Origin of the sequence: Streptomyces sp. NPDC020965 (assembly GCF_044333555.1) — a bacterium.
Classification (GTDB): domain Bacteria; phylum Actinomycetota; class Actinomycetes; order Streptomycetales; family Streptomycetaceae; genus Streptomyces.
This window is the reverse complement of record NZ_JBIRRE010000009.1, coordinates 203,981-227,844: the sequence shown is the minus strand read 5'-3', so window position 1 is coordinate 227,844 and position 23,864 is coordinate 203,981. Positions and strand designations below refer to the sequence as shown.

General features: G+C 73.0%; 25 protein-coding genes. 13 read left to right on the top strand and 12 right to left on the bottom strand.

Translation table 11 applies throughout. The annotated features are described in order from the left end of the window. The first annotated feature begins 387 nt into the window (after positions 1 to 387). Together ACH4S7_RS26235 and ACH4S7_RS26230 are read left to right on the top strand one after the other, a co-directional pair. The gene (locus ACH4S7_RS26235; protein WP_398523747.1) at positions 388 to 1,728 is read left to right on the top strand and encodes a transcriptional regulator; all 1,341 of its coding nucleotides are present in this window, start codon (positions 388 to 390) and stop codon (positions 1,726 to 1,728) included. A gap of 112 nt (positions 1,729 to 1,840) precedes the next feature. Continuing rightward, a complete protein-coding gene (locus ACH4S7_RS26230; protein WP_398523746.1) occupies positions 1,841 to 2,371 on the top strand; it encodes an NUDIX hydrolase in 531 nt (176 codons plus the stop codon). A 122-nt stretch (positions 2,372 to 2,493) separates the two neighbouring features. Here the strand turns inward: ACH4S7_RS26230 and ACH4S7_RS26225 are convergent, their stop codons facing one another. After that, on the bottom strand, positions 2,494 to 3,354 hold the full coding sequence (locus ACH4S7_RS26225; protein WP_398523745.1) for a 3-hydroxybutyryl-CoA dehydrogenase: 861 nt from the start codon (positions 3,352 to 3,354) through the stop codon (positions 2,494 to 2,496). A gap of 179 nt (positions 3,355 to 3,533) precedes the next feature. Here ACH4S7_RS26225 and ACH4S7_RS26220 point away from each other — a divergent pair, with 179 nt between their 5' ends. After that, positions 3,534 to 4,781 carry a glycoside hydrolase family 10 protein gene (locus tag ACH4S7_RS26220; protein WP_398523744.1) on the top strand — a complete coding sequence of 416 codons (1,248 nt, stop codon included), beginning with the start codon at positions 3,534 to 3,536 and terminating at the stop codon, positions 4,779 to 4,781. Positions 4,782 to 4,838: 57 nt separating this feature from the next. Here ACH4S7_RS26220 and ACH4S7_RS26215 read toward each other — a convergent pair whose 3' ends face one another. Both ACH4S7_RS26215 and ACH4S7_RS26210 read right to left on the bottom strand, forming a co-directional pair. After that, positions 4,839 to 5,030: a DUF1918 domain-containing protein gene (locus ACH4S7_RS26215; protein ID WP_398523743.1), complete on the bottom strand. Its 192-nt coding sequence runs from the start codon at positions 5,028 to 5,030 to the stop codon at positions 4,839 to 4,841. 307 nt (positions 5,031 to 5,337) lie between these two features. Beyond that, positions 5,338 to 6,270, bottom strand: coding sequence for a DMT family transporter (locus ACH4S7_RS26210; RefSeq protein ID WP_398523742.1), 933 nt, complete (start codon positions 6,268 to 6,270; stop codon positions 5,338 to 5,340). Between ACH4S7_RS26210 and ACH4S7_RS26205 the strand changes: the two genes are divergently transcribed. Continuing rightward, positions 6,269 to 7,738, top strand: coding sequence for a PLP-dependent aminotransferase family protein (locus tag ACH4S7_RS26205; protein ID WP_398523741.1), 1,470 nt, complete (start codon positions 6,269 to 6,271; stop codon positions 7,736 to 7,738). The two genes, ACH4S7_RS26210 and ACH4S7_RS26205, sit on opposite strands and share 2 nt — an antisense overlap. Positions 7,739 to 7,862: 124 nt before the next feature. Continuing rightward, complete coding sequence (locus tag ACH4S7_RS26200; RefSeq protein WP_398523740.1) at positions 7,863 to 8,438, top strand: histidine phosphatase family protein; 576 nt, start codon at positions 7,863 to 7,865, stop codon at positions 8,436 to 8,438. A 36-nt stretch (positions 8,439 to 8,474) separates the two neighbouring features. On the opposite strand, the gene ACH4S7_RS26195 is transcribed toward ACH4S7_RS26200, so the two are convergent. Then, positions 8,475 to 9,113 carry a CGNR zinc finger domain-containing protein gene (locus ACH4S7_RS26195; protein WP_398523739.1) on the bottom strand — a complete coding sequence of 213 codons (639 nt, stop codon included), beginning with the start codon at positions 9,111 to 9,113 and terminating at the stop codon, positions 8,475 to 8,477. Positions 9,114 to 9,169: 56 nt separating this feature from the next. On the opposite strand from ACH4S7_RS26195, the gene ACH4S7_RS26190 reads away from it, so the two are divergent. After that, positions 9,170 to 10,498 carry an MFS transporter gene (locus tag ACH4S7_RS26190; RefSeq protein ID WP_398523738.1) on the top strand — a complete coding sequence of 443 codons (1,329 nt, stop codon included), beginning with the start codon at positions 9,170 to 9,172 and terminating at the stop codon, positions 10,496 to 10,498. Here ACH4S7_RS26190 and ACH4S7_RS26185 read toward each other — a convergent pair. The 3 genes from ACH4S7_RS26185 to ACH4S7_RS26175 form a co-directional block, all read right to left on the bottom strand. Next, positions 10,440 to 10,730 (bottom strand): hypothetical protein, encoded by a 291-nt coding sequence (locus ACH4S7_RS26185; RefSeq protein WP_398523737.1) that lies wholly within the window; start codon positions 10,728 to 10,730, stop codon positions 10,440 to 10,442. The genes ACH4S7_RS26190 and ACH4S7_RS26185 overlap by 59 nt on opposite strands. Before the next feature lie 140 nt (positions 10,731 to 10,870). Next, positions 10,871 to 11,530, bottom strand: a complete 660-nt coding sequence (locus ACH4S7_RS26180; protein WP_398523736.1) for a response regulator — start codon at positions 11,528 to 11,530, stop codon at positions 10,871 to 10,873. Beyond that, positions 11,527 to 12,723, bottom strand: a complete 1,197-nt coding sequence (locus ACH4S7_RS26175; RefSeq protein ID WP_398523735.1) for a sensor histidine kinase — start codon at positions 12,721 to 12,723, stop codon at positions 11,527 to 11,529. Before ACH4S7_RS26175 ends, ACH4S7_RS26180 begins: the two co-directional genes overlap by 4 nt. A 134-nt stretch (positions 12,724 to 12,857) precedes the next feature. Here ACH4S7_RS26175 and ACH4S7_RS26170 point away from each other — a divergent pair, with 134 nt between their 5' ends. The 3 genes from ACH4S7_RS26170 (at position 12,858) to ACH4S7_RS26160 (ending at position 15,590) form a co-directional block, all read left to right on the top strand. Next, positions 12,858 to 13,769: an ABC transporter ATP-binding protein gene (locus ACH4S7_RS26170; protein WP_398523734.1), complete on the top strand. Its 912-nt coding sequence runs from the start codon at positions 12,858 to 12,860 to the stop codon at positions 13,767 to 13,769. Then, positions 13,766 to 14,650: an ABC transporter permease gene (locus ACH4S7_RS26165; RefSeq protein ID WP_398523733.1), complete on the top strand. Its 885-nt coding sequence runs from the start codon at positions 13,766 to 13,768 to the stop codon at positions 14,648 to 14,650. The genes ACH4S7_RS26170 and ACH4S7_RS26165 overlap by 4 nt, the downstream gene beginning before the upstream one ends. Positions 14,651 to 14,747: 97 nt before the next feature. After that, entirely contained in the window at positions 14,748 to 15,590 is an 843-nt protein-coding gene (locus ACH4S7_RS26160) for an oxidoreductase (RefSeq protein ID WP_398523732.1), read from the top strand. A 53-nt stretch (positions 15,591 to 15,643) separates the two neighbouring features. Here the strand turns inward: ACH4S7_RS26160 and ACH4S7_RS26155 are convergent, their stop codons facing one another. Further along, positions 15,644 to 16,438: a LysR family substrate-binding domain-containing protein gene (locus tag ACH4S7_RS26155; protein ID WP_398523731.1), complete on the bottom strand. Its 795-nt coding sequence runs from the start codon at positions 16,436 to 16,438 to the stop codon at positions 15,644 to 15,646. 37 nt (positions 16,439 to 16,475) lie between these two features. Here ACH4S7_RS26155 and ACH4S7_RS26150 point away from each other — a divergent pair, with 37 nt between their 5' ends. Beyond that, positions 16,476 to 16,904, top strand: coding sequence for a DUF5997 family protein (locus ACH4S7_RS26150; RefSeq protein WP_398523730.1), 429 nt, complete (start codon positions 16,476 to 16,478; stop codon positions 16,902 to 16,904). A gap of 263 nt (positions 16,905 to 17,167) precedes the next feature. Here ACH4S7_RS26150 and ACH4S7_RS26145 read toward each other — a convergent pair whose 3' ends face one another. From ACH4S7_RS26145 to ACH4S7_RS26135, 3 genes are all read right to left on the bottom strand, one after another. Then, the gene (locus ACH4S7_RS26145) at positions 17,168 to 18,154 is read right to left on the bottom strand and encodes an alpha/beta fold hydrolase (protein WP_398523729.1); all 987 of its coding nucleotides are present in this window, start codon (positions 18,152 to 18,154) and stop codon (positions 17,168 to 17,170) included. Positions 18,155 to 18,342: 188 nt separating this feature from the next. Then, positions 18,343 to 19,137, bottom strand: a complete 795-nt coding sequence (locus ACH4S7_RS26140) for a hypothetical protein (protein ID WP_398523728.1) — start codon at positions 19,135 to 19,137, stop codon at positions 18,343 to 18,345. 238 nt (positions 19,138 to 19,375) lie between these two features. After that, positions 19,376 to 19,969, bottom strand: a complete 594-nt coding sequence (locus ACH4S7_RS26135) for a TetR/AcrR family transcriptional regulator (RefSeq protein WP_398523727.1) — start codon at positions 19,967 to 19,969, stop codon at positions 19,376 to 19,378. An 84-nt stretch (positions 19,970 to 20,053) separates the two neighbouring features. On the opposite strand from ACH4S7_RS26135, the gene ACH4S7_RS26130 reads away from it, so the two are divergent. Together ACH4S7_RS26130 and ACH4S7_RS26125 are read left to right on the top strand one after the other, a co-directional pair. Next, positions 20,054 to 20,212, top strand: coding sequence for a hypothetical protein (locus tag ACH4S7_RS26130; protein ID WP_398523726.1), 159 nt, complete (start codon positions 20,054 to 20,056; stop codon positions 20,210 to 20,212). Continuing rightward, complete coding sequence (locus ACH4S7_RS26125) at positions 20,209 to 21,051, top strand: NAD(P)H-binding protein (protein ID WP_398523725.1); 843 nt, start codon at positions 20,209 to 20,211, stop codon at positions 21,049 to 21,051. Before ACH4S7_RS26130 ends, ACH4S7_RS26125 begins: the two co-directional genes overlap by 4 nt. Here ACH4S7_RS26125 and ACH4S7_RS26120 read toward each other — a convergent pair. Then, entirely contained in the window at positions 20,996 to 21,892 is an 897-nt protein-coding gene (locus ACH4S7_RS26120; protein ID WP_398523724.1) for a hypothetical protein, read from the bottom strand. The genes ACH4S7_RS26125 and ACH4S7_RS26120 overlap by 56 nt on opposite strands. Before the next feature lie 462 nt (positions 21,893 to 22,354). Between ACH4S7_RS26120 and ACH4S7_RS26115 the strand changes: the two genes are divergently transcribed. Beyond that, the gene (locus tag ACH4S7_RS26115) at positions 22,355 to 23,395 is read left to right on the top strand and encodes an NAD(P)/FAD-dependent oxidoreductase (protein ID WP_398523723.1); all 1,041 of its coding nucleotides are present in this window, start codon (positions 22,355 to 22,357) and stop codon (positions 23,393 to 23,395) included. Positions 23,396 to 23,864: the final 469 nt, after the last annotated feature.

Genomic DNA, 23,864 nt, shown 5'->3' with positions numbered 1-23,864 from the left:
CGCTCCCCGAGGGGTCCGGGGCGGGCGTGGGGAAGTGCCGCGCCGGACGCCTCGGAAATCTCTCACAGCCGCACAGCCGCACAGCCGCACAGCCGCACAGCCGCACAGCCGCACAGCCGCACAGCCGCACAGCCGCAGCGGCGGCGGCCGACGCCCCCGCCCCGCCGCGGAGTGTCGGGCAGATCGGCGGGACGGCGGGCGCGCACGACCACCGCACTGTACGAGGGGGAGCCCGGTGGTCCGACCGCCTCGGTAAGAGGCAGTTCAGTCAACAGCCGTACCCCACGCGGCGGCAGAGCGCGTGCGGCCCGGGTCGGCGTACTCCATTCACACCCCGTGCGAATCGCCGCTCCACTACCCTGGGCGCACCGAGCCATCGGAGGGGCCATGCAGCCCAACGCCCTGCTGGACGCGCTGCTCGACGAAGCCGGATTCTCCCACGCGGGCCTCGCCACCCGGGTCAATCTCGCGGGCCGTGCCAGGGGGCTGACCCTGCGGTACGAGCACACGGCCGTGGCCCGGTGGCTGAAGGGCCAGCGACCCCGGGGCCAGGTGCCGTATCTGCTCTGTGAGGTGTTCGCGGCCCGGCTGAACCGGGCGCTGACCCCCGCTGACATCGGACTGGGACCCGACGGGGGCGCGAACGGCCCGCCCGGTTCGACGCTCGCCGGTTTCGTGGAGCGGGCCACCGCGCTCTGGCGCTCCGACGAGCAGCAGCGGAGCCACATCATCGACGCGCCCGCCGTCATCGGGACGCCCGCGGTGATGCCCGTATGGGAGTGGGAGAATCCGCCGGAGGACGCGGACGTCTCCCGTTCGGGTCAGACCGGTGTCCGCCCGGCCGATATCGCCACCCTGCGCGCCGCCCGCGCGCACTACGAGCTGATGTACCGCAGGGCCGGGGGGATCGCGACCCGCGCCCGGATCGTCGGTTTCCTCAACACGGAGGCCGCGCCGCTGCTGCGCGGTTCCTACGACGACGACCTGGGCCGTCAACTGCACCGTGCCACCGGTGGGCTGGTCGCGGTCGCCGGGATCTGCGCGTACGACTCCGATGCCCACGGTCTGGCCCAGCGCTACTTCCACCAGGCGCTGCGGCTCGCGAAGGCCAGCGGGGACCGGGGTCTTGGCGCGTATGTGATCGCGCTGCTGGTCAACCAGTCGCTGTTCCTGTCCGAGCACCGGCAGGCGGTGGCGTTCGCCGAGGCGGCGCTGCGGGCGGCCGGGGGGCGGATCACCCCGGCCCTCGCATCCGATCTGCACGCCATGCAGGCCAAGGCGTACGCCCACCTCGGCGACGGCGCCGCCGCGCTGCGGTGCGTCCGGCGCGCGGAGGGGGAGGCGGAGCGCATCAGCCGGGGGAGCGAACCCGACGAGACGGGATATGTGCAGCCGGGTCTCGTCAACGTCCAGGTGGCGGAGGCGTTGCTCTCGCTGGGGGATCTCGTCGCGGCCCGGGAGCACGCGACGGCGGCCGTCGGCTCACCCGCGCACGACCGGGGTCGGGTGCACCGGCTCGCCATGCTCTGCCAGATCGAGCTGCGGCAGGGGGAGGCGGACGGGGCGGCGAGCACGGCCGTGGAGATGACCGAGCGGGTCAGGGGAATGGAGTCCCAGCGGCTGCGGGACCGGCTGCGGCTGGTCCGGGAGCATCTGATGGCCAGCGGGTCCGCCTCGGCGGCGGAGGCAGCCGAGCTGATCGACGGGGCGCTGCGCGTCCCGCTCTGACCGGGCGTCGGGGCCGGGTGCGGGGTCCCCCGGACGGCCCTGGACCTGGTTTCGCGGGGGAGCGGACGCCTGCTGCGATGTTGCCACCTACTCGCCGAAAGGTGGCAGAAGTATGCAATGGACGAACTCAAGCGAACAACCTGTCTATGAAAACAGGTGGTTCAAGGTCAACCTCGCCGATGTGGTCCTCCCCGACGGCCGGCATCTGGACCACTTTGTGATCCGGCTGCGGCCGGTCGCCGTCGCGACGGCGGTCAACGACGCCAACGAGGTACTGCTCCTCTGGCGGCACCGTTTCATCACCGACAGTTGGGGCTGGGAACTGGCGGCCGGTGTCGTGGAGGACGGCGAGGACATCGCGGCGGCGGCGGCCCGGGAGATGGAGGAGGAGACCGGCTGGCGCCCGGGGCCCCTCCGGCATCTGCTGACCGTCGAGCCGTCGAACGGCCTCACCGACGCCCGGCACCACCTCTACTGGTCCGAGCGGGCCAGTTACATCGGCCACCCCGAGGACGACTTCGAGTCCTCGCGGCGGGAGTGGGTCCCGCTGAAGCTGGTGCCGGACATGATCGCCCGGGGTGAGATCCCGGCCGCCAATATGGCGGCCGGGCTGCTGATGCTGCACCACCTGCGGCTGGGATAGCCGATGGGACGGGGGCGTCCCGGTACGTCGGCGGGATGAGCCGGACCCGCGTCAGTCGTACGAGCGGGACCGGGCCGGTCGGCAGAGCCCGGCCACGGTCAGTCGTACGAGCCGGACCGGCGTCAGGCGTACGGGTAGAAGCCCGAGCCCGTCTTACGGCCGAGGCGCCCCGCGTCCACCATCCGCTGGAGCAGCGGCGGAGCGGCGTACAACTGCTCCTTGAACTCCGTGTACATGGAATCGGCCACCGACGCGACGGTGTCCAGACCGATCAGATCGGCCAGCTTCAGCGGGCCCATCGGATGGGCGCAGCCCAGCTCCATGCCGTTGTCGATGTCCTCGCGGCTGGCGATGCCCGACTCGAACATCCGGATCGCGGCGAGCAGATAGGGGATGAGCAGCGCGTTCACCACGAAGCCCGAGCGGTCCTGGGCGCGGATGGCGTGCTTGCCGAGGATCTGCTCCACCACGGCCTCGGCGCGCTTGATGGTCTCCTCGGACGTGGTGAGCGCGGGGATCAGCTCGACCAGCTTCTGGACCGGCGCCGGGTTGAAGAAGTGGATGCCGATGACGTGATCGGGCCGGGAGGTGGCGACGGCCAGCTTCACCAGCGGGATCGAGGAGGTGTTGGAGGCGAGGATCGCGTCCTGCCGGGTCAGCACCTGATCGAGCACCTGGAAGATCTCGGTCTTGACCTGCTCGTTCTCCACGACGGCCTCGATGACGAGATCGCGGTCGGCGAACTCCCCGAGGTCGGTGGTGAAGCTGAGGCGGTCCAGGGTCGCGTCCCGCTCCGCTTCGGTGATCTTGCCCCGCTCGGCGGCCTTCGCGAGGGAGTTGTAGAGCCTGGTACGGCCGATCTCCAGTGCCTCGCCCGTGGTCTCGGCGACCTTCACCTCCAGGCCGCTGCGGGCGCAGACCTCCGCGATCCCCGCGCCCATCTGGCCACACCCCACCACTCCGACGCGTGCAATGTCGGCCATTGAGTCCGTCACCTCGTGCCTTTCGCTGATCCAGTGCTGGTCCGACGGGGCGCGGTCCTTCGTGGGACCGTTGCCCATCCCGACCCCACGACGTTACCCGGACGTGGGTGTGCGCCGTCGGGAGGGGCGGGCATCCTGTGCGGACAGAGCCAGGCAGAACGAGACAGCCGGGGTGACATATGACACGTATCGGAAGAAGAGGCTTTGTGGGGACGGCAGCGGGAGCGTTGGCCGGGCTGACGGTCGCGGGAGACGCGGCGGCCGTACCCGCGCAGGAGCGGGCTGGGCGGCACGCGCCCAGCGGGGAGTTCCGCGGGATGTGGCTCGCCACCATCACCAACCGGGACTGGCCGTCCCGGTCCGGCCTCACCGCGGCCCAGCAGCGCGCGGAACTCCTCACCCATCTCGACACCGCCGTCACCCGGCGACTGAACGCGGTCGTCTTCCAGGTCCGCCCGGCGGCGGACGCGCTCTGGCCGTCTCCGTACGAGCCCTGGTCGCAGTACCTCACCGGCACGCAGGGCCGGGACCCCGGCTGGGACCCGCTGGGCACCGCCGTGCACGAGGCGCACGCCCGGGGAATCGAACTGCACGCCTGGTTCAACCCGTACCGGGTCGCGACCCACACCGACCCCTCGCGGCTGGTGGCGGACCATCCGGCGCGGCTCCACCCCGAGTGGATCCTGCCGTACGGCGGGAAGCTCTACTACAACCCCGGCATCCCGGAGGTGCGGGCCTTCGTCCAGGACGCGATGATCGACGCCGTACGCCGCTACGACATCGACGCCGTCCACTTCGACGACTACTTCTACCCCTATCCGGTCGCCGGTCAGGTCTTCGGCGACGAGGCGACCTACCAGCGCTACGGCGCGGGCTTCGCGACCCGGGCCGCATGGCGGCGCGACAACATCGACCGGCTGGTGCGGGAGATGTCACAGCGGATCAGGGCGATCAGACCGGGCGTCCGGTTCGGCATCAGCCCGTTCGCCGTCTGGCGCAACAAGGCCACCGACCCGCTCGGCTCGGACACCAGGGCGGGGGTGCAGACCTACGACGATCTGCACGCCGACACCCGGCTGTGGGTGCGGAAGGGCTGGATCGACCATGTGGTGCCGCAGGTCTACTGGAACATCGGCTTCGCCGCCGCCGACTACGCCAGACTGCTGCCCTGGTGGAACGAGGTGGTACGGGGCACAGGCGTCGACCTCTACATCGGCGAGGCCCTTTACAAGGCGGGTGACCCGGCGCAGGGCGCGCCCTGGCAGGACCCGGCCGAGCTGTCCCGCCATCTGACCCTGGCCGGGCAGTACGGCGGCGTGGGCGGGCACTGTTTCTTCTCGGCCAAGGAGGTACGGGCGGACCGGAACGGGGCCATGGCGCGGGTGGTGGCCGACCACTACCGGACCCGGGCGCTACCACGGGGCTGATCCGTCCGGAGGGGGGCGGCCGCCGGGTCTCCCGGCGGCCGGCACGGAAGGGACGGGTCAGGCGGGTTCGGGCGGCCTGACGACGGTGTCGGGGCCCGGGGACATCACGGTCTCGTGGCCGTCCTCGAAGCGGACGCGGTACGGGGGAGTGCCCTCCGGTCCCAGCACTTCGACGACTTCGGCGATCCGGTCGTGGTGGCCCACGGTCCTACCGTGCACCAGCAGTCTGTCGCCCACGTTCGCACGCATCGGGTTGACCTCCTCGCAGGGGTGCTCGGTGGTGTCGAGTCTACGGCGGGGGTACGGGGCCGCACCCGGAACCGGGAGGGCGCGGCCCCTCGCCGGGGGGCCCGGAAGGGGCTCCGGCCAGGTCGCAGCGGAGCTTCGGGTCGGGTCACGGTCCGCGCCGGGGCAGGGGTACGGGTCGGGCTGGCGCTTCGGGTCAGGGTCACGGTCCGCGCCGGACAGGGGTGCGGCCCAGCTCGGGACAGGGCGCCGCATCGGGCTCCAGGTCAGGGCCGGGATCCGGCCCCCGCCGCGCCGTCGGCCGGGAGGTTCAGCTCCGGGCCCGCTGGGTGACCGCGATGCAGACCAGCACCCCGGCCGCCGCCACCGGTGCGGCCGGCGAGAGCCGCTCGCCCAGCAGGGCGACCGACCAGACGAGAGTCAGCAACGGCTGGGCCAACTGGAGCTGGCTGGCCCTGGCGATACCGATCGCGGCCATGCCCCGGTACCAGACGTACAGCCCGAAGAACGTCGAGACACCCGCCACCCAGACAAGACCGACCACCCCCCGGGCGGTCAGCCGTACCGGCTCCAGGGGCAGTGCCACCGCCGATGCCAGCAGCCCCAGCGGCAGACAGAGGATCAGGGCCCAGCCAATCACCTGCCAACCCGGCAGGTGCCGGGCCAGCCGGCCGCCCTCGGTGTATCCGGCCGCGCACACCAGCAGCGCGCCGAAGAGGTAGAGGTCGCCGGTCCGCAGCGCGCCACCGCTCTCCGACACGGTGAAGACGATCACCACGGCCGCCCCGGCGACCGCCGCCAGCCAGAAGGCGCGCGACGGCCGACGACCGGTGCGCACGGCCGCGAAGGCCGCCGTCGTCAGCGGTAGCAGTCCGATGACCACGGCGGCGTGCGAGGTGGTGGAGGTTTGCAGCGCCAGCGTCGTCAGCAGCGGGAATCCCACCACCACGCCACCGGCGACGACCAGCAGCGAGCCCCAGTGGCGCCGCTCGGGCGGTGGCACCCGCAGCGCCAGCAGGAATCCGCCCGCGATCAGTGCGGCCAGTACGCTCCGCACGGCCACCAGCGACCAGGGGCCGAAGGACTCCAGGCCCCAGGCCGTGGCCGGGAAGGTGAGCGAGAAGGCGACCACGCCCAGCGCGGCGAGGAGGGTGCCGTGGGACGGGCGGTCAGCCGGCGCGGGTGCCGGGATGGCGTTGACCGCTATCGGGGCGCCAAGGGTAGCGCTATTCTGTGCTCTCATGCACGAGCGTAGCAGCGTCAGCGAATTGACGGATTCCCTGCGGCAAGAGCTGGACCGCTACTCTCCAGGTGGAAAGCTGCCGTCGAGTCGGGCGCTCGTCGAGCGTTATCGGGTCTCCCCGGTGACCGTCGCGCGCGCCCTCGCCCGGCTCACCGCGGAGGGCCTGGTCGTCACCCGCCCCGGCGCCGGGGCCTACCGCGCCCAGCCGCCGGCCGGGGGCAGAGCGCCGGGGGACACCTCCTGGCAGGAGGTCACCCTCAGCGCCGACGCCACCGCCGACCCCGTACCGCGGTCGGTCGACGCCTCCGGAGTGCTCGTCACCCTCGCCGCGCCACCTCCGGGCGTCATCGAGTTCAACGGCGGCTATCTGCACCAGCGGCTCCAGCCCGAGCGGGCGCTGGCGGCGGCCCTCGCCCGCGCGGGACGCCGGCCCGGCGCCTGGGGCCGCCCGCCCACGGAGGGCCTGCCCGAGCTGCGCGAATGGTTCGCCCGGGGCATCGGCGGCACGATCGGCGCCGCCGACGTCCTGATCGCCGCGGGTGGTCAGTCCGCGCTGACCACCGCCCTGCGCGCGCTCGCACCCCCGGGCGCACCCGTCCTGGTCGAGTCGCCCACCTACCCCGGAATGCTCGCCATCGCCCGCGCGGCCGGGCTGCGGCCCGTGCCCGTACCGGTCGACCAGGACGGGGTCCGCCCGGAACTCCTCGCCGCCGCCTTCCGGGCCACCGGCGCCCGGGTGTTCGTCTGCCAGCCGCTCTTCCAGAACCCCACCGGCGCGGTGCTCTCCGCCGCCCGCCGCCCCGAGGTGCTGCGCATCGCCCGGGAGGCCGGGGCCTTCGTCGTCGAGGACGATTTCGCGCGCCGGCTGGTCCACGAGGACGCACCACCGCCACCACCCCCGCTCGCCGCCGACGATCCGGACGGGGTCGTCGTCCATGTCGGTTCGCTGACCAAGGTGACCTCGCCGAGCCTGCGGGTGGGGATGCTGGCGGCACGCGGACCGGTGCTGGAACGGTTGCGCGCCATCCAGGTCGTGGACACCTTCTTCGTGCCCAGGCCGCTCCAGGAGGCCACCCTCGAACTGGTCGGCGCGCCCGCCTGGAACCGGCATCTGCGCACCGTCGCGACCGAACTCCGGTCCCGTCGGGACACCCTGGCCGCCGCGCTCCGGCTCCGGCTGCCGGAGCTGGCCCTGTCGCACATCCCGTCGGGGGGCTACCACCTCTGGCTCCGGCTCCCGGACGGCGCCGACGAGGCGGCGCTGCTCTCCGCCGCGCTGCGCGCCGGGGTCGCGCTCGCGCCCGGCCGGCCCTACTTCTGCGCGGAACCCCCGGCCGGGTACGTACGGCTCAGCTTCGCCGGGGTGGCGGGCGGGGCGGAGATCACGGAGGGGGTCGGACGGCTGCGGGGCGCGTGTGACGAGGTGTGGGGCGGGCCGGGTCCGGCACCGGTCCGGCCGGGGCGGTAGCCCGCTCGCCGCCCGACGCGATGTCCCCCCGCTGGGGGCCTGGTCCGGTCCGAGCCGCCCCGGCCCGGGTTCCCGCTCGGTCCGGACCCTTGACCCGGCCCGTTCCGCCCCGCACCATCGCGCCATGGGTGTCCGGATCACGTTGGTGGCCGCCGCCGGTGGCTCCGCGCTGCTCTCCGAGCGCTTCGGTGACGACCGGTCGCTCGACCAGGCCGGCTGGTACGCGGCGCGGCTCGCCGCCGGGGGGCTCGTACCGCTCAACGCCGCCGAACTGCGGTACTGCTCGCCGACCGTCCGCTGCCGCACCACCGCCCAGGCGCTCGGCCTCGCGTCGATGGCCCAACCCGCGCTGCGCGACTGCGATATGGGCCGCTGGCGCGGTCACACCCTCGGGGAGGTGACCGCGGTCACCCCGGACGCGGTCGAGCTCTGGCTCGCCGACCCGCGCTCCGCGCCGCACGGCGGGGAGTCCCTGCTCGCGTTCATCTCCCGGATAGGGGGCTGGCTGGACACCAGACCGGCCGGCGACGGCGGTTCCGTGGTGGCGGTCGCCGAACCGTCCGTCGTACGGGCGGCCCTGGTGTACGCGCTGAACGCGCCCCCGTCCTCGTACTGGAACGTGGACGTTCCGCCGCTGTCGACCGTGGTGCTCACCGGCCGGGCGGGGTACTGGAGCCTGCGGCTCCCGACGGCAGCCTGACCCAGGGCCCCCGGCTCCCCGGGTGGTGGCGCGCGCTCAGCCCGTGGGCTCCGGGGGGTTCTTCGTACGGCGGTGGGCGGCCACCCGCTCCCGGGTCGCACAGCGGCGGGAGCAGTAGCGGCGCACCGGCCCGCCGCCCTCGGTGAGGAAGACGTTCCGGCAGGACGGCGAGGCGCACACACCTCCGGGCGGTCGCTGCCGGTCCCAGACGAGGACCGTGAGCGCGAGACAGGAGGAGGCGAGCAGCCACTCCCCCCAGGGTGCGTCGTCATGACTGTCGAGATGGGGGTGCCAGGGGGAATCGCCGTGGTGCGAGGTGAGCCGGAGGGTGCCGGTGCTCCGGGCGAGCAGCGCATTGAGCAGACGGGCCGCCTCGTCGACGCCATCGGCGGCGAAGACTTCGCGCAACTGGAGTGCGATCGTCCGCATCTCCGCGACATCCAGCTCGGAGAGGCTGGCGAGGACGGAGGGGCCAGAGAGGGCAGAGAGGGCAGAGGGGCTGGCGGGGCTGGCGGATTCGGTCTCGCCGTGGGCGCGCAGCACGTCGGAGATCCGCGCCACCGACGGCTCCTCGACGACCAGCGCGTTCACCAGGGCCGCCGTGCGCCGGGCGACGGCCCGTACCGAATGCCGGGCCGACCAGTCGTCGTGCGATGCGCCGGAGAGAGGATCCATCCGGCCAATGTAACGCCTCTGGCGCATGATTGCGTTACCTGCGTAACGTGCACCGCATGGCGAAGCGTTACGGACTGGGGCGTTATGCGGCGGGCGCGGCGGCGGCCCGCACCGGCGACGAGATGTCGGGGCCCGCCCTGCTGCTCCTGGGCCTCGCCGTCACGGGATCGGCGGTCTCGGCATCGGCCCTGCTGGCGGGAGTCATGATCGCTTCGGCGCTCGGCGGCCCGCTCATCGGTGTACTGCTCGACCGGGCGGCCCGGCCCGGCCGGCTGCTCGCCGCTGCGCTCACTGGCTACGCCCTGGCGCTCCTCGCCGTCCTCACCTGCCTCGGCCGGCTGCCGCTCCCGGTCACCGTCCTGATCGCGGTGTGCGCCGGACTGCTGGGCCCGGCGCTCGCGGGCGGCTGGACCGCCCAGCTCCCCAGGATCGCCCCCGGCGGCGGGCTGGCCCGGGCCAACGCCGTCGACGCGATGACCTACCACGCGGCGGGGCTGCTCGGCCCAGCGCTGGCCGGGGTGGTCGCCCAACTCGCCGGTGCGAGCGCGGGCGTGGTGGTTTCCACCGTCCTGATCTGTCTGGCGCTGCCCGCAGCCTGGTCACTGCCGGCGGCGCTGCCTGGAGCGCGCCGCCGGGAACCCACCGCATCGATCGCCACCGAACTCCGCGCCGGATTCCGGGCGACCACCGGGAACCCGCACCTCGCCCGCGCGACGGCCACCACCTCGATCTCCTGCGCCGCGGAAGGGATGTTCGTCGCCTGCGCCCCGCTCCTGTGGCAGTGGGTACTCGGCGGCGCGGGCCGGGGGGCGCTCCTCCTCTCCGGTGTCGCCCTCGTCGCGCTCGCGGTCAACGCGCTGCTCGCCCGCCGCGCCGTGCCCCCACGGCCGGAGACCGTCATCCGCTGGAGCCCGGTCGTCCTCGCCGTCGCGTTCGCGCTGGCCGCGACGGGCGGGACCGTACCGCTGTGCGCCGCCGTACTCCTGGCCGGTATCGGTGAGGGGCCGCAGCTCACCGCCTTGTTCGCGATCCGCCACCGGGAGGCGCCCGAGCGGCTGCGCGGCCAGGTCTTCACCACGGGCGCGAGCCTCAAACTCACGTCCTTCGCCGTCGGCGCCGGTGTCGCGGGCCCCCTCGCCACCTGGTCGCTCCCGGGCGCGCTGCTCACCGCCGCTGGTGTGCAGCTCCTCGCGGCGCTCTGCTTCGCCCGCTGGCCGGGGCGCCCGGGAGGACCGGACCGTACGGCGGCGCAGCGCATCCCCAGCCGGAGCCGGAAGGTCCCCGAACCACCGAACGATGGCTCGGGCAGCCGCCGTTGGGGTCGGACTACCGGGTCGCGCCCGCGGGCTGCCGGGTCGTCAGATCGAGAGGGATCGTCATCATGACCGCCGTGAACGGCCCCTCGTCAAGGAGGTCCGCGGCCTTGTCCCAGATGGGGTCCGGCACCGAGTCCGGACGGTCGTTCAGCCCGGTCGCGTCCCCGGTCGCGTCCCCGGTCGCCTCCCGGGTCAGGGCAGGCGTCGTGCGCTCCGTCCCGGTGCGGTACGGGGCGTTCCGCCAGGGTGCCGTGGCGTGCGGTCGCTCATCGGTCCCGCCGTGCTCCGTCCATGCCCGCATGGTTCCCGCTCCTTCATGACGTTCCGTATCCGCTGTCCCCTCCAGGACGGATCCCGGCGCACGAATGTGACACCGGGCCCGGTCAGGCCCAACGGGCGGCCGGGCGGCCGGGGCCACTGCGTGACTGCGCGGCCGGGCGGTCAGCGGGGCGGTGCCGCCACCAGCCCGTGCTCATAGGCGATGATCACCAACTGCACCCGGTCCCGCGCCGCCAGCTTCGCGAAGAGCCGCGCCATATGCGCTTTGGCCGTCGCCACACTGATGCACAGTTCGCCGGCGATCTCGGCGTTGGACATCCCCCGACCCACCAGGACCAGCACCTCCCGCTCCCGCCCGGTGATCCCCTCCACCGGCCGGGCCGGCCGCGCCGGTTCCGGCCGGGCCGCGAACTCCCCGATCAGCCGCCGGGTCACACTCGGCGCGATCAGGGCGTCCCCCGCCGCCACCACCCGGATCGCCGCCAGGATGTCCTCCAGCGCCATGTCCTTGACCAGGAATCCACTCGCGCCCGCGCGGAGCGCACCGTAGACGTACTCGTCGTCGTCGAAGGTGGTGAGGACGAGCACCCGCGTCGGCGCGGGGCCCGCCGTGATCAGACGGGTGGCCTCGATCCCGTCCATCCCGGGCATCCGGATGTCCATCACCACGACATCGGGGCGGAGTTCACCCGTGATCCGCACCGCTTCGGCGCCGTTCGCGGCCTCACCCACCACCTCGATATCGGGGGTGTCGGCCATCAGCACCCGCAGCCCGGCCCGGACCAGCGGCTGATCGTCGACGAGTACGACACGGTTCGTCATCCGGCTCCACGCTCCCCACTCGTCCGTACCCCTGTCTCCCTCGGTTCCCCGGGCAGCGGCAGCCGTGCCGTCACCCGGAATCCGCCACCGGCGCGCGGCCCCGCCGTCAATTCGCCGCCCAGCAGGGCCGCCCGCTCCCGCATACCGACGATCCCGTAACCGGTGCCCGGCCCGGCCGCCCCCCGGCCGTCGTCGTCGATCTCCACGGTCAGCACGCCGTCGCCGTAGTCGACGCCCACCCGGGCGTCCCGGGTCCGCGCGTGCCGCACGACATTGGTCAGCGACTCCTGGACGATCCGGAAGGCGGCCAGATCGATATCGGGGGGCAGCGGTCGCCGCTCGCCCCGCCACCGCACCTCGACCCGGACGCCGGCGTCGTGCGTCGCGTCGGTCAGCCGGCCGAGATCGGCCAGCCCGGGGGTGGGGTCCAGCGGTGCCGCCGCGCCGGCCTCCGGCGCGGAGCGGCGTAACGCGCCCAGGGTGCGCCGCAGCCCGGCCAGGGTCTCCCTGCTGGTGACCTCGATGGTGGCGAGGGCGTTCCTGGCCTCGTCCGGCTGGGTGTCGATGACGCGCCGCCCCACCCCCGCCTGGATGGCGATGACCCCGATGCTGTGCGCGATCATGTCGTGCAACTCGCGCGCTATCCGCAGCCGTTCGGCGGCCACCGCGCGGGCCGCGCTCTGGGTGCGCAGCGCCTCGGCGTGTTCCCGGCGCTCGCGTACCGACGATCCGATGACCCAGGCGGCCACGAGCGCCAGCACGATTCCCGTGACGCTGTTGGTGAAGACGGACGACCCGGTGCGCAGGTAGCCGACGGCGGAGATCTGAGTGGCCAGCGTCAGTACAGCGGCGGTGACGGCCTCCGCCCGCCGCCGGTGCGCGACGATTCCGCCGACGACGATGTCATTGATCAGCACCAGCAGATAGGCGATCTCATCGTTCGGCCGGGTCGTCGCCGCGGCGAAGGTGCCGAGGAGCATCAGCGTCAGCGCCGACAGCGGACTGCGCCGCAGCAGGCCGGCGGGCAGGATCGTGGCGGTGGCCGCGAGGGTGAACTCCAGCAGCTCCCCGCTCCCGCCAGGACCGGACCGTACGGCGGTGACCAGTGCGGCCGGATAGACGATGGCCCCGCACCAGGCCAGGGCGGTCCCTGCGGCCTGCCGGAGTCGTGGAGACGGCGCTGGGACGGGCATGAGCGCGATCGTACTTCGCTGACCTGCGGCGGAACAGTAGTCCACGGGCGTACACCCGTGGGCCACCGTCCCGCTCAGAAGAGTGGCCCGGGTTCCGATGCGCCACCGGCCCGCCGGGCGGCACCGTTGGCCGGGTGATCGAAGTCAATGAACTCACCAAGCGGTACGGCGGGACCCCGGCCGTCAACGGCCTGACCTTCTCGGTGCGGCCGGGGCGGGTCACCGGATTCCTCGGGCCCAACGGCGCCGGGAAGAGCACCACCCTCCGTATGATCCTGGGGCTCAACACACCCACGAGCGGCACGGTCACCGTCGCCGGCCGCCCGTTCCGGGACCGGCCGCGCGGACTGCGCCACGCCGGCGGGTTGCTGGACGCGGCCGACGTCCACGGCGGGCGGAGCGCGGCGGCACATCTCTCCGCCCTGGCCCGGAGCAATCGCGTACCGCGCGCCCGGGTGGACGAGGTGCTGGCGGAGGTGGGCCTCGCCGGGTCGGCCCGGCGCCGGATCGGCGGATTCTCGCTCGGGATGCGGCAGCGGCTGGGGATCGCCGCGGCGCTGCTCGGCGATCCGCCGGTGCTGCTCTTCGACGAACCGCTGAACGGTCTCGATCCCGAGGGGGTGTTGTGGGTGCGGTCGCTCTTCCGGAGGCTGGCCGGCGAGGGTCGTACGGTCTTCGTCTCCAGTCATCTGATGACCGAGATGGCGAACACGGCCGATCAGTTGATCGTGATCGGGCGGGGCGAACTGATCGCCGCCGAGAGCGTGACGGAGTTCGCGGCCCGGGGGACCCGGGCCGGTGTGACCGTGCGGACCCCCGACGCGACGGCGTTCGCCACCACGCTGACCGCGGAGGGCGCCTCGGTCCATCCCGGCGGCGGCGATCTGCTCACCGTGACCGGACTGGACGCGTCCCGGATCGGCGCGCTCGCCGCCCGCGACGGCGTCCGGCTGGCCGAACTGACCACCCGTACCTCCTCACTGGAGGACGCGTTCATGGAACTCACCACCGACAGCGCCGAGTACCGGGCGGGAGGAATCCGATGAACACCCAGCCGACCCCACCGGCTCCGCCGACCCCGACCACCCCCACCGTGCTCGGCGCGACGGCGGTCGGCGCCGAACCCCGCGCCCGTTTCGCGGACCTTCTCGCCGCCGAGTGGATCAAGCTCTGGTCGCTGCGCTCCACCCCTTGGGCGGTCGGCCTCAGCGCGCTGATCGTGATCGCCATCAACGCGGCCGGGGCCTACGCCGACTACGACGACTGGCACAGCTATCCGCCGCCCATCCAGAACGGCTTCGTCCCGCACTGGTCGATCCGGGACGCGTTCTCCGTCGGTGCCGCGAACGCGCTGATGCTCGCGGCCGGCACCATCGGCGCGCTCACGGTCGTCAGTGAGTACGGCACCGGGCAGATCCGTACGACGTTCGCGGCCGTACCCGCGCGCCGTTCGGTGATGGCGGCGCGCATGGCCGTGGTGACGGTGGTGATGCTCGGGTACGGGGCCGTCGTGGCGCTGAGTTCGTTCGGCGTGACCCAGGCCATCCTCTCCGGGCGGGACATCGGAGTGCCGATCGACCACCCCGGTGTCGACCGGGTCATTCTGGCCTCCGCCTTGCTGGCACCGGTCTGCGCGCTGGTCGGCATGGGGCTCGGCGCGCTCCTCCGGCACACGGCGACCACCATAGCCACGGTCAGCTCCGTCCTGCTGCTGCTGCCGTCGCTGGCCAGTGACCGGGAGCACTGGGGAGCCGTCCTGAAGCACGCCCTGCCGTTCGGCGGGTGGGACCGGCTGGTGGATCTGCGGGAGCCGGACGCCATGGTGCTCTATCCGTCGACGGTCGGCGGGGCGTGGCTGGTGTACGCGATCTGGCCGCTGGCGGCCGTGCTGATCACCATGGTGGTGGTCCACCGCCGCGATCTGTGACCCTCGCTCTCCGGCGAGGGACGGGTTTGCACGGCCGGCGCGCCTGTCCCACGCTGAGAGGGGTGGGGGCCCCGGTCGGTGGAATGAGGTGTGGTGGATGTCGGACAGGGTCGCCCTGGTCACCGGTGCCTCCTCGGGCATCGGCGCGGCCACCGCGCTCGGACTGGTCGAGCTGGGATTCACCGTCTACGGCGCTGCCCGCCGGGTGGAACGCATGGGGCACCTCGCCGAGCGGGGTGTGCGGACGATCGCGCTGGACGTGACGGACGAGCGGTCCGTACGGGACGCCGTCGACCGGATCGTGGCCGACACCGGACGGATCGACGTCCTCGTCAACAACGCCGGGTACGGCTCCTACGGTGCGGTGGAGGACGTCCCGATGGACGAGGCCAGGCGCCAGTTCGAGGTCAATGTCTTCGGCGCCGCCCGGCTCATCCAGCTCGTCCTGCCCGTCATGCGGAGCCGGGGCGCGGGCCGGGTCATCAATGTCTCCTCCGTGGGCGGGAAGATCTACACCCCGCTCGGTGCCTGGTACCACGCCACCAAGTTCGCCCTGGAGGGTTTCAGCGACGCGCTGCGGCTGGAGGTGGAACCGTTCGGCGTCGATGTGGTGGTCATCGAGCCCGGGGGCATCCGTACCGAATGGGCCGGGATCGCCGTCGACAACCTGCGGAAGGTCTCCCGGCGGGGCGTCTACGCCCGGCAGGCCGAGGCCGTCGCCTCGCGGCTGAGCTCGGAGACGTACACCCGGCGCATGTCCGAACCGTCGGTCATCGCCGAGGTGATCGGCCGGGCCGCCACCGTCAGCCGGCCCCGGACCCGGTACGCGGCCGGGCTGGGCGCCAAACCGCTGGTCCTGCTCCGCCGGCTGCTGCCGGACCGGGCCCTTGACGCCATCATCCGGCGCGCTCTGCGGGAGGTCTCCGGCCCGGCGCGGTGAGCTGCCGCCGTCTTCGCGCTGGCCGTGGGTCGCGGGGAGGCCCGGGCGGGCGGTCAGCCGCGGCGGCCGGGCTTACCGCGCTTGGCGCTGCCCCGGGCGCCCCCGGAAGCGCCCCGCGGGCTCTTGCCGGTCGACTTGCCCGCGGCCGGCTTCCGTCGCGCGCCGCCCTTGTCGCCCCCCTTGGCGCCGCTCTTGTCCGCGCGCTTGGCCCTCGGCTGCGGCGGGGTCGGACGGCCCCGTGAACTGTTGACCGTCCGGCCCCGGACGATCCCGATGAAGTCCTCCACCAGGTCGGTCGTCCGGTCCTCCGGCCACGACAGCGCGATACGGGACTCCGGGGCGCCCGGGACCGGCCGGTAGGTGAGGTCCTTGCGGTGGTGCAGACGGGCCAACGACTGCGGGACGACGAGCAGCCCCACTCCGGCCGCGACCAGCTCGACGGCGTCCGCCGTGGTCGCGGGGCGCTCCAGCGCGGCGCGTCCCGGCCGGTCCGCCCACTCCAGGGTGTCGAAGGTGTCATCGAGAGGGTGGAGCACGATGTCCTCGGCCAGATCCTCGGCGGACACCTCGTCGACCGCGGCCATCAGGTGGTCCTTCGGGACCACGACGACCGTCGTCTCGGTGTAGAGGGGGATCGCACTGAGATCCGTCCGGTCGATCGGCAGCCGCACGAAACCCGCGTCAGCGCCGCCGTCCCGCAGGAGGCCGGGGGCTTCGGCGGCGGAGACCGCGACGAGGGTCAGGGGGACGTCGGGCCGCCGCTCGTTCCAGATCCGCACCCACTTGGTCGGCGTCACACCCGGGACGTAGGCGAGCCGGAACGAAGGGGATGCTTCCGAGCCTGTCACCCCGCCAGGCTACCCGTCGTGGTCGGAGGTGTCGCACATGCTCGATACCCTTGACACCATGACGTCGCACCAGACCACCCAGACCATGAAGCCCGCGACCGCGGCGAAGAAGCTGGGTGTGTACCTCCAGGCCACCCCCACCGAGTTCCAGGAAGGGGTCGTCTCGCGCAGCGAGCTGGCCGCGCTGCAGGCCGATCCGCCCCAGTGGCTGCTGGAACTGCGACGCGACGGCCCGCACCCCCGGCCGGTGGTCGCGGCGAAGCTCGGTGTCTCCATCGCCGGCCTCGCGCGCGGCGGTGTCACGGACGCCCTCACCACCGACCAGATCGAAGCGTTGAAGAAGGACGACCCCGAGTGGCTGGGCAAGGAGCGCGCCACCCAGGCCGAGGTCCGGAAGGAATCGGTGCGCATCAAGGAGAAGAAGAAGGAGAAGGCCGCGGCGCGCGAGGCCGACTCCCGCGACTAGATCTTCTCCGTTCGGATCCAGGGTCTTACGTTTGGACCCCCTTGGGCCTCACCGAACCCGCCCGCCCCGGTGCCGTACTCCTGGCACCGGGGCTCCGGTTTGCCGGCCGGGGCCAGCCCCTCGATCCGGCCGGCTCGACGCGGCCTCTCGATCTGGGACCCGGACACGGCACCCGGACACGGCACCCGGACACGGCACCCAGGCTCCGCGGCCGGTGCTCGGGCGGATCCCACGACTGCTCGGGCGGATCCCGCGACCGGTGCTCAGCCCGGCAGCGCGGCGAGCCAGTCGATCAGGATCCGGTTGATCTCCTCCGGGCGCTCCTGCTGGATCCAGTGGCCGCAGCCGTCCAGGAGGTGTGCGGAGACCAGGGCGGGCAGAGTGACGGGGTACGCCTCGATCGCCTCGGCCAGCCAGGTGGTGGAGGCGTCCCGGGTGCCACCGGCGAACAGGGCGGGCTGGGTGACGGCGGCACCCGCGAAGGGCGCGAGGTCCGCCCAGTCCCGGTCCATGTTCCGGTAGCGGTTGAGGGCTCCGCGCAGACCGGTCCGCTCGAACTCCCCGGCGTAGAAGTCGAGGTCCTCCTCGCTGAGCCAGCCGGGCAGCCGCCCGGTGGGGAACCGGTCGCGCAGCGTCCCGCCACGGCTCGCGAAATGCGGGTCGGGTGCGTCGGCCGCGGGCATGGTGTCGGCGGACAGGGCCGCGTAGAAACCGGCGAGCCAGCCGCGTACGTCCGGTTCGATCTCGGCCTCGGCCCGGCCGGGCTGCTGGAAGCGGGAGATATAGAACTCGTCGTCGCCGCCCATCCCGGCGAACACCTCACTGGGGCGCGGCCCACCGGGCGGTGTGTAGGGGACGCTCAGCAGACCGACGGCGCGGAAGACCTCCGGCCGGACGAGGGCGGAGTGCGCGGCGATGGTGGCGCCCCAGTCGTGCCCGACGATCACCGCGGTCTCCGCGCCGAGCGCCCGCACCACGGCGACGTTGTCCTCGATCAGGTCGAGCATCCGGTACGCGGCCGGGTCATCGGGCGCGGAGGACCGTCCGTACCCCCGTACGTCGATGGCGACCGCGCGGTATCCGGCCGCCGCCAGCGCCGGGAGCTGACGGCGCCAGGAGTACCAGGACTCCGGGAATCCGTGCACCAGCAGGACCAGCGGCCCGTCCCCGCGCTCCACCAGGTGGATCCGGCCGGCGGGGGCGGGGACCAGTCGGTGTGTGGTGTCCGTGGTGCGGGCGGGCTGCGACATGGAACCTCCGAGGCTCTCGACCGGCCGTCCGCCGTGGCGCACTCTCCGGCGGCTCAGACCCGATCATCTGACGGAAGCCGGGACCACCGCGAGTCGTCTTGCCGTTCCGGCAAACCGGTTCCGTGGCGCGGCGCCCGCCGTCTCAGTGGGACCCTGACCGCACTCCCGGCCCGGTCCGCACCGGGACCTCAGATCAGGGAGATGGCTCTGGCCGCCGACAGCAGCGGAATCAGTACGAAGTTGCCGTCCCCGGCGCCACAGGACGGCCTGGGGTCGGGGGTGTTGGAGATGTTGGTGCCGGTCGTGAACCTCCCGTCCCGGCTCGGCGTCACCGTCGTGAAGTGGTCGTCGGCCGAGCGCGCGTAGTAGACGCACTGGTGCAGGTTCACATAGCGCCCCGCGGTCAGGTCCAGCGCCTTGACCCCCGACAGCAGGGGTACGGGCCGCTCCGCCGGGAATCCGCCGCCGCAGGACGCCAGTGTGTCGGGGGTGTTGGAGACCTTCGTCCCGGTCGAGAACGGCCCGAGGTCGCGGGGTCTCACCACCGATGTGTAGTGGTCGTTCAGCTCCTGGTGGTAGTAGACGCACTGGTGCAGGCTGAGGAAGCGTCCGGTGGTCAGATGGAGCGCCCCGACGCCCGACCGGGGTTGGACGGGCCGGTAGTTGCCGTCCCCGGCACCGCACGAAGCCGTGCTGGTCGGGTCGTTGGGGTCGGGGATGTCGGAGGTGTTGGTCCCGGTCGCGAACCGCCCGTCGCCACTGGGCGTGACCACCGTCGTCAGCCAGTTGCCACCGGAGGGGGCGAAGGGCGCGTAAGCGCACTGGTGCAGATTCAGATAGGCGCCCGCCAGTCGCGGCGAGCCGTCCTCGGTGACCTGGGCCTTCGGCGCCGGGGCTGCGGTGGACGGGGTGGGCCCGGATGGTGGGGTGACCACGAGTGCGACGGCGGCGGCCAGTGCGGCGAAACATGGGGAGAGGCGCATGGGTCTCGTCTCCTCTGCGGGGGTCGGCACACCCCTGGAAATCGCTCTGTCGGAGCGGGCCTATAACAGCAGCCTCCTCCATGAGGCGTCCCGTTTGGGGCTGTTCGCGGGAGATTCACCCGATCGAGCGCTCGGCCGCGGCGTGTGCGACTCCAGTGTGGTCGGGCGCCCGGCCCCGTATCCGGGCCGGCGAACCTGGATCCGGGCCGGCATCCAGGTCCCGTCCGATCGGGGCCGTTCACTCCCCTGGCGCACGCGACTCCAGGACCCTCTCGGTGAAGGCCGCCAGATGGGCCCGCAGTTGTTCGGGAGTCGCCCCCTCCTGGCCGACGAGGTGTTCGACGAGATCGGCGCGGACGGCGGCGAGCAGGGCGTGTGCGGTGAATCCGCTGTCGGAGTGTCCGGGGATCCGCTCCAGCGTGCTCCGGAGTGTGCTGTGCCACCGTCCGTAGTGCTCCGCCTCGTAGGGGCTGCCGCCGCCGGTTCCTTCCAGCGCCAGGGTGAGGTGACGGTTGTCGAGCTTGAAGCGCAGGAGTGCGTCGAGGAGGGCGGGGACGCGCCGGAGCGGTGGGGTGGTGGGCCCCAGCGGTGGTGGTCCTTCCTCGACGGCGCGTCTGATCGGCGCGAGCCGGGTCTCGTAGAGCGCGTGGATCAGGCCGGTGCGGTCACCGAAGCCGCGGAAGAGCGTCGCCTTGCCGACGCCGGCCGCTGCCGCGATATCGGCCATGGTGACCGTCGCGGGGCGGTCGCGGCGGGCGAAGAGCGCGTCCGCGGCGGCGAGGACGGCCGCTCGATTGCGGGTGGCGTCCGCGCGTGGTCTGCGTTCGGTCATGCGATCTCCGTTTACAAAGCGGACCCCGGGTCCGTATCGTCGGTCGGGTGATACGGACCGAGGGTCCGTATCTTATGAGACGGGATGAGACGGATACTCATGAGCGCGTACACCGCACCGGTCGACCTCTTCCAGCACGGCCCGTGGCCGCTGCCGACCGACTCCTCCGGCACCGACTTCGCCGGGAGCGACTCCTCCGGCACCGACCCCTCCGGCACCGACCTCGCCGGGAGCGGCCGATGAGTGCGCCCGAGAGGTCCACCCTGGTGATCGGGGCCACCGGCACCACCGGCCGCCGGGTCGTTGCCGCGCTGGCCGCCGCCGGCCACCGGGTCGGGGCCGCCAGTAGGCGTGGCACCCCCATGCCCGGAGCCCACCCCGTGCGGTTTGACTGGGACGACCCCTTGTCCTTCGCGGGCGCACTCGAAGGCACGGATCGGCTCTATCTCGTCCCGCCGCCCGGCTCCCCGGACCCGGCCGCCGTCATGCTGCCCTTCCTCCGGCTGGCCCGCGCCGCGGGAGTCCACCGGGCGGTGTTGCTCAGCTCGTCCGCGATCCCCGTCGGAGGCCCCGCGGTGGGGCGGGTCCACCAGGCCCTGCCCGGCCTCTTTCCCCAATGGGCGGTCCTGCGGCCCTCGTGGTTCATGCAGAACTTCACCGGCGACCATGCGCACGCCCGGACCATCAGGGCGGACGGCACCATCCGAACGGCGACCGGCGAGGGTCGCGTGGGGTTCGTCGACGCCGACGACATTGCTGCCGTGGCCGTGCGCGCGCTGACCGCGCCGCGGGCCCCGGACACCGATCTGATCATCACCGGACCACAGTCGCTGAGTTACGGGGACATCGCGGCCGCCCTCACCCGCATCTCCGGCCGACCCGTCACCCATCAGCGGCTGACCCATGAACAGATGCGCCGACGCCTGGCCGTCGATATGCCCGCCACGTTCGCCGCGATGCTCGCCGATATGGATCGGGCCATCGCCGAAGGCGCCGAGGACCGCACCACCGATACGGTGCTGCGCCTCACCGGCCGGCCACCGCGTGACTTCGCTGCCTTCGCCGAGCGGGAGCTGAGGTAACTCCGGGAACCGACTCCGGGCGAGCGACCGTCTCGACAGGTCCCCGCGAAGCCCCGAGGGTGCTGTTCCGGTCGCGGCGGTCCCGTTCGAACCCTCGGGGCAGGGGGACGGCACCGACTCCCGGCGGGCGACCCCGCCCGCTCAGCCCCCCCGGAGCCGGGACCCGTCTGGCCGTCGCCCTACCCGCCCGGGCCCGGTCGACGCACCAGGCGCCCAGCCCCACCAGGACGGCCGCCCCGACCCCGTACACCGGCAACCACAACGTCGTCGTGGCCGACAGGCAGTCGGCGACGGCCTCATGGCTCCGGGCCTCCTGCGCACGGGCCAGGGCGGCACTGTCGCGACCGGCCAGGTTCCCCAGCGCGGCCTCCGCGCTGATGGCCTCGTACGCGCCCAGCTCGGGACAGCCGTCACGGGTGCCCGGCATCGGGAACAGCCACGCCCAGCGTTGCAGCGCGGGGGCCAGCGTGATTGCCGCGCACAGGCCGATGACCAGGGCGTACGCGCCCAGACTCCGCGTGTACGCGGACCGGAGGCCGGGCGTCCAGGCCGGCAGCCGGTAGAAGGTGAGGACCAGGGCGAGGAGCGTCACCCCGATATACGTGGAGAACCACTGCCAGGAACCCTGAGTGAGCGCGAACGTCAGCACGGCGGCGAGCGCGATGCCGATGACCCCCGGCTGGCCGGGCGTGGCACGGTTCGCGTCCTGAGGCGCCGATCGCCTGGCGTCATGCGGGACGGGGTCATGCGGACTGGCGTTGTACGGGCCGGGGTCATGCGGACTGGCGTTGTACGAGCCGGGGTCATGCGGGCTGGAGTCGTCTGGGCCGGGGTCGTCCATGGCCGCTCCTGCGTGGTCGGGGGCCCTCAGCATCCGAGCCCGTCGCGGCCCGGCACGGCGCCATGCCGAACAGGCTCGGAACTCTCCGCCGGTTGGCGCAGCGGTGGGTGCGGGCCTCCGCGCCGGCCGGGCACGTCCACGGCGCACATCGCCCCGGCCCGGGTGCGCGGACGCTGGCCGACCGCCTCCGACACCGGCCGGCCGCCTCCGCCCGACTGCCGATTCACCAAGGGCTTCCTGTCAGGGCAGCCCTGCGGTCTCATGCCGGCCGATCCCGTGCACCCGCTCGCGGCGACGTCCGCACCGTCGTCCCCCATTGACTCCATTCACTCCGTTTGACTCCATGAAACGATCGAGCCGTGGCACGACCTGCCCGTCACCCGCTTGAGCCCGGTCGCCGTGCGGTGCGCATGGTCGCCGAGGAGCGAGGAAACAGAAGTGGGCGAACACAGAGGTGGGCGAATGGTTCGGGAGAGCATGATGCGCGTCGCCGTGGTCGGTTCGGGCGTGCTGGGAGCGGCGGCGGCGGACGAACTCGTGCGCCGCGGACTGTCCGTCGTGGTCTGCACGGCGGAGGAGTCGCTGCCGCCGGTGACGGATGTGGCGTTCGGCTGGCTCAATGCGCACGGGTCGGCGGCGGAGCCGCTGTCGGGCGCGCGCGATCGGGGCGAGCTCGCCCGGTCGCTCGGCGCGCTGCGTGACATCACGGCGACACCGCCGCTGCGCGGCGTCATCCGGTGGAACGGCGCCGTGAGCTGGGCATCGACCGCAGCCGCGACGGCTCGATTCGCCGAGCGATCGGGCCCCGGCGTCGAGCCCGTCGAGGCTGCGGCCCTGCGGCAGATCCTGCCCGGCCTGCGGGTGTCGCCGCCGCTCGTCGCGCACGCGATCGACGAGGGCATGGTTGAGCCGGACGATCTGCGCCGCGCGTTCCTGACCCGCGCGCGGGCCGGTGGGGCCACCGTCGTCGCCGCTCGGGTGGATCGCGTCCGGGCGCGGCGGGCGGGCGGTTACGAGCTGTCGGGCACCGGAACGACACTCGTCGTCGATCGGGTCGTACTCGCCTGTGGGACGGGCCTGCCCACCCTCACGGAGCAGCTCGGCGAGCCCATCGAAGTGCCCGGTGTCCCGGCCGCGCGCTTCACCTTCTCCGCGCCGGAGCTACGCCTGGACCGGGTGGTCTCCACACCGGACTTCGAGATCCGGCCGTCCGCCCGGCACGGCTTCGTCGGCGCCGAGGACGTCGTCCCGGGCGAGACGGAGACGGCGACGCGGGCGCGGGTGCGCGAGTCCCTGAGCGCCGTGCGGGAGGCGTTCGGACTGCCGCGGGAACCGGTGGCGCGGGACGTGACCACCGGATTCCGCCCGATACCGACGGGCGACGGAGTGATCTGCGCACCACTGGCGGGCGCACCGGGGGTCATCGCACTGGCCGCGCACCCCGGGGTGACGCTCGCGGCCTCACTGGCGCGGCGTGCGGCGGAACAACTGGGGAATGCCTGAGGGGTGTCTCCAGCAGCGTGAGGGCCGGACCAGGTGGCTGATCTGATGAGGGTCGGCCACCGGCGCGGGGTGAGAATGCTGGTCCGGCCGGGGCCCTCTTCTTCCGGTTGGCGGCCAGGTCATCTTTCTTCGGGATCACCGCGGTGATCCCGCGTCCGCTCAGGTAGGCACGGTTGGTGCGGCCGGTCGCGGCTGTGACCGAGGGTTTAGTTTGGGTTCACAGCCCGGATGATCCGGTGGGTGCGGGCCGCGGTCAGGTCGTGGGCACAGCCGGGGCCGTGCGGGTGGGATCCACCGCAGCCGCCGGGCTGGGGCCGATCACGACCTGCACGTTTACTTCGTGCAGGCGATGCTTGCGGGGGAACTCTAGAAGGAGCAGTGGTGTTCGGCCTCGTAGTTGTGCATGGTCGACACACGTTGTCCGGGCTGAGCTGTGTAATCCGCTTCGCCCCCTGGGGGCCGCAGCCCG

Bases quoted from the DNA above. Each gene is read 5' to 3' on its own strand.
- ACH4S7_RS26235 (WP_398523747.1), top strand. From the start codon at position 388: ATGCAGCCCAACGCCCTGCTGGACGCGCTGCTCGACGAAGCCGGATTC.
- ACH4S7_RS26230 (WP_398523746.1), top strand. From the start codon at position 1,841: ATGCAATGGACGAACTCAAGCGAACAACCTGTCTATGAAAACAGGTGG.
- ACH4S7_RS26225 (WP_398523745.1), bottom strand. From the start codon at position 3,354: ATGGCCGACATTGCACGCGTCGGAGTGGTGGGGTGTGGCCAGATGGGC.
- ACH4S7_RS26220 (WP_398523744.1), top strand. From the start codon at position 3,534: ATGACACGTATCGGAAGAAGAGGCTTTGTGGGGACGGCAGCGGGAGCG.
- ACH4S7_RS26215 (WP_398523743.1), bottom strand. From the start codon at position 5,030: ATGCGTGCGAACGTGGGCGACAGACTGCTGGTGCACGGTAGGACCGTG.
- ACH4S7_RS26205 (WP_398523741.1), top strand. From the start codon at position 6,269: ATGCACGAGCGTAGCAGCGTCAGCGAATTGACGGATTCCCTGCGGCAA.
- ACH4S7_RS26210 (WP_398523742.1), bottom strand. From the start codon at position 6,270: ATGAGAGCACAGAATAGCGCTACCCTTGGCGCCCCGATAGCGGTCAAC.
- ACH4S7_RS26200 (WP_398523740.1), top strand. From the start codon at position 7,863: ATGGGTGTCCGGATCACGTTGGTGGCCGCCGCCGGTGGCTCCGCGCTG.
- ACH4S7_RS26195 (WP_398523739.1), bottom strand. From the start codon at position 9,113: ATGGATCCTCTCTCCGGCGCATCGCACGACGACTGGTCGGCCCGGCAT.
- ACH4S7_RS26190 (WP_398523738.1), top strand. From the start codon at position 9,170: ATGGCGAAGCGTTACGGACTGGGGCGTTATGCGGCGGGCGCGGCGGCG.
- ACH4S7_RS26185 (WP_398523737.1), bottom strand. From the start codon at position 10,730: ATGCGGGCATGGACGGAGCACGGCGGGACCGATGAGCGACCGCACGCC.
- ACH4S7_RS26180 (WP_398523736.1), bottom strand. From the start codon at position 11,530: ATGACGAACCGTGTCGTACTCGTCGACGATCAGCCGCTGGTCCGGGCC.
- ACH4S7_RS26175 (WP_398523735.1), bottom strand. From the start codon at position 12,723: ATGCCCGTCCCAGCGCCGTCTCCACGACTCCGGCAGGCCGCAGGGACC.
- ACH4S7_RS26165 (WP_398523733.1), top strand. From the start codon at position 13,766: ATGAACACCCAGCCGACCCCACCGGCTCCGCCGACCCCGACCACCCCC.
- ACH4S7_RS26160 (WP_398523732.1), top strand. From the start codon at position 14,748: ATGTCGGACAGGGTCGCCCTGGTCACCGGTGCCTCCTCGGGCATCGGC.
- ACH4S7_RS26150 (WP_398523730.1), top strand. From the start codon at position 16,476: ATGCTCGATACCCTTGACACCATGACGTCGCACCAGACCACCCAGACC.
- ACH4S7_RS26145 (WP_398523729.1), bottom strand. From the start codon at position 18,154: ATGTCGCAGCCCGCCCGCACCACGGACACCACACACCGACTGGTCCCC.
- ACH4S7_RS26140 (WP_398523728.1), bottom strand. From the start codon at position 19,137: ATGCGCCTCTCCCCATGTTTCGCCGCACTGGCCGCCGCCGTCGCACTC.
- ACH4S7_RS26135 (WP_398523727.1), bottom strand. From the start codon at position 19,969: ATGACCGAACGCAGACCACGCGCGGACGCCACCCGCAATCGAGCGGCC.
- ACH4S7_RS26130 (WP_398523726.1), top strand. From the start codon at position 20,054: ATGAGACGGATACTCATGAGCGCGTACACCGCACCGGTCGACCTCTTC.
- ACH4S7_RS26125 (WP_398523725.1), top strand. From the start codon at position 20,209: ATGAGTGCGCCCGAGAGGTCCACCCTGGTGATCGGGGCCACCGGCACC.
- ACH4S7_RS26120 (WP_398523724.1), bottom strand. From the start codon at position 21,892: ATGGACGACCCCGGCCCAGACGACTCCAGCCCGCATGACCCCGGCTCG.
- ACH4S7_RS26115 (WP_398523723.1), top strand. From the start codon at position 22,355: ATGGTTCGGGAGAGCATGATGCGCGTCGCCGTGGTCGGTTCGGGCGTG.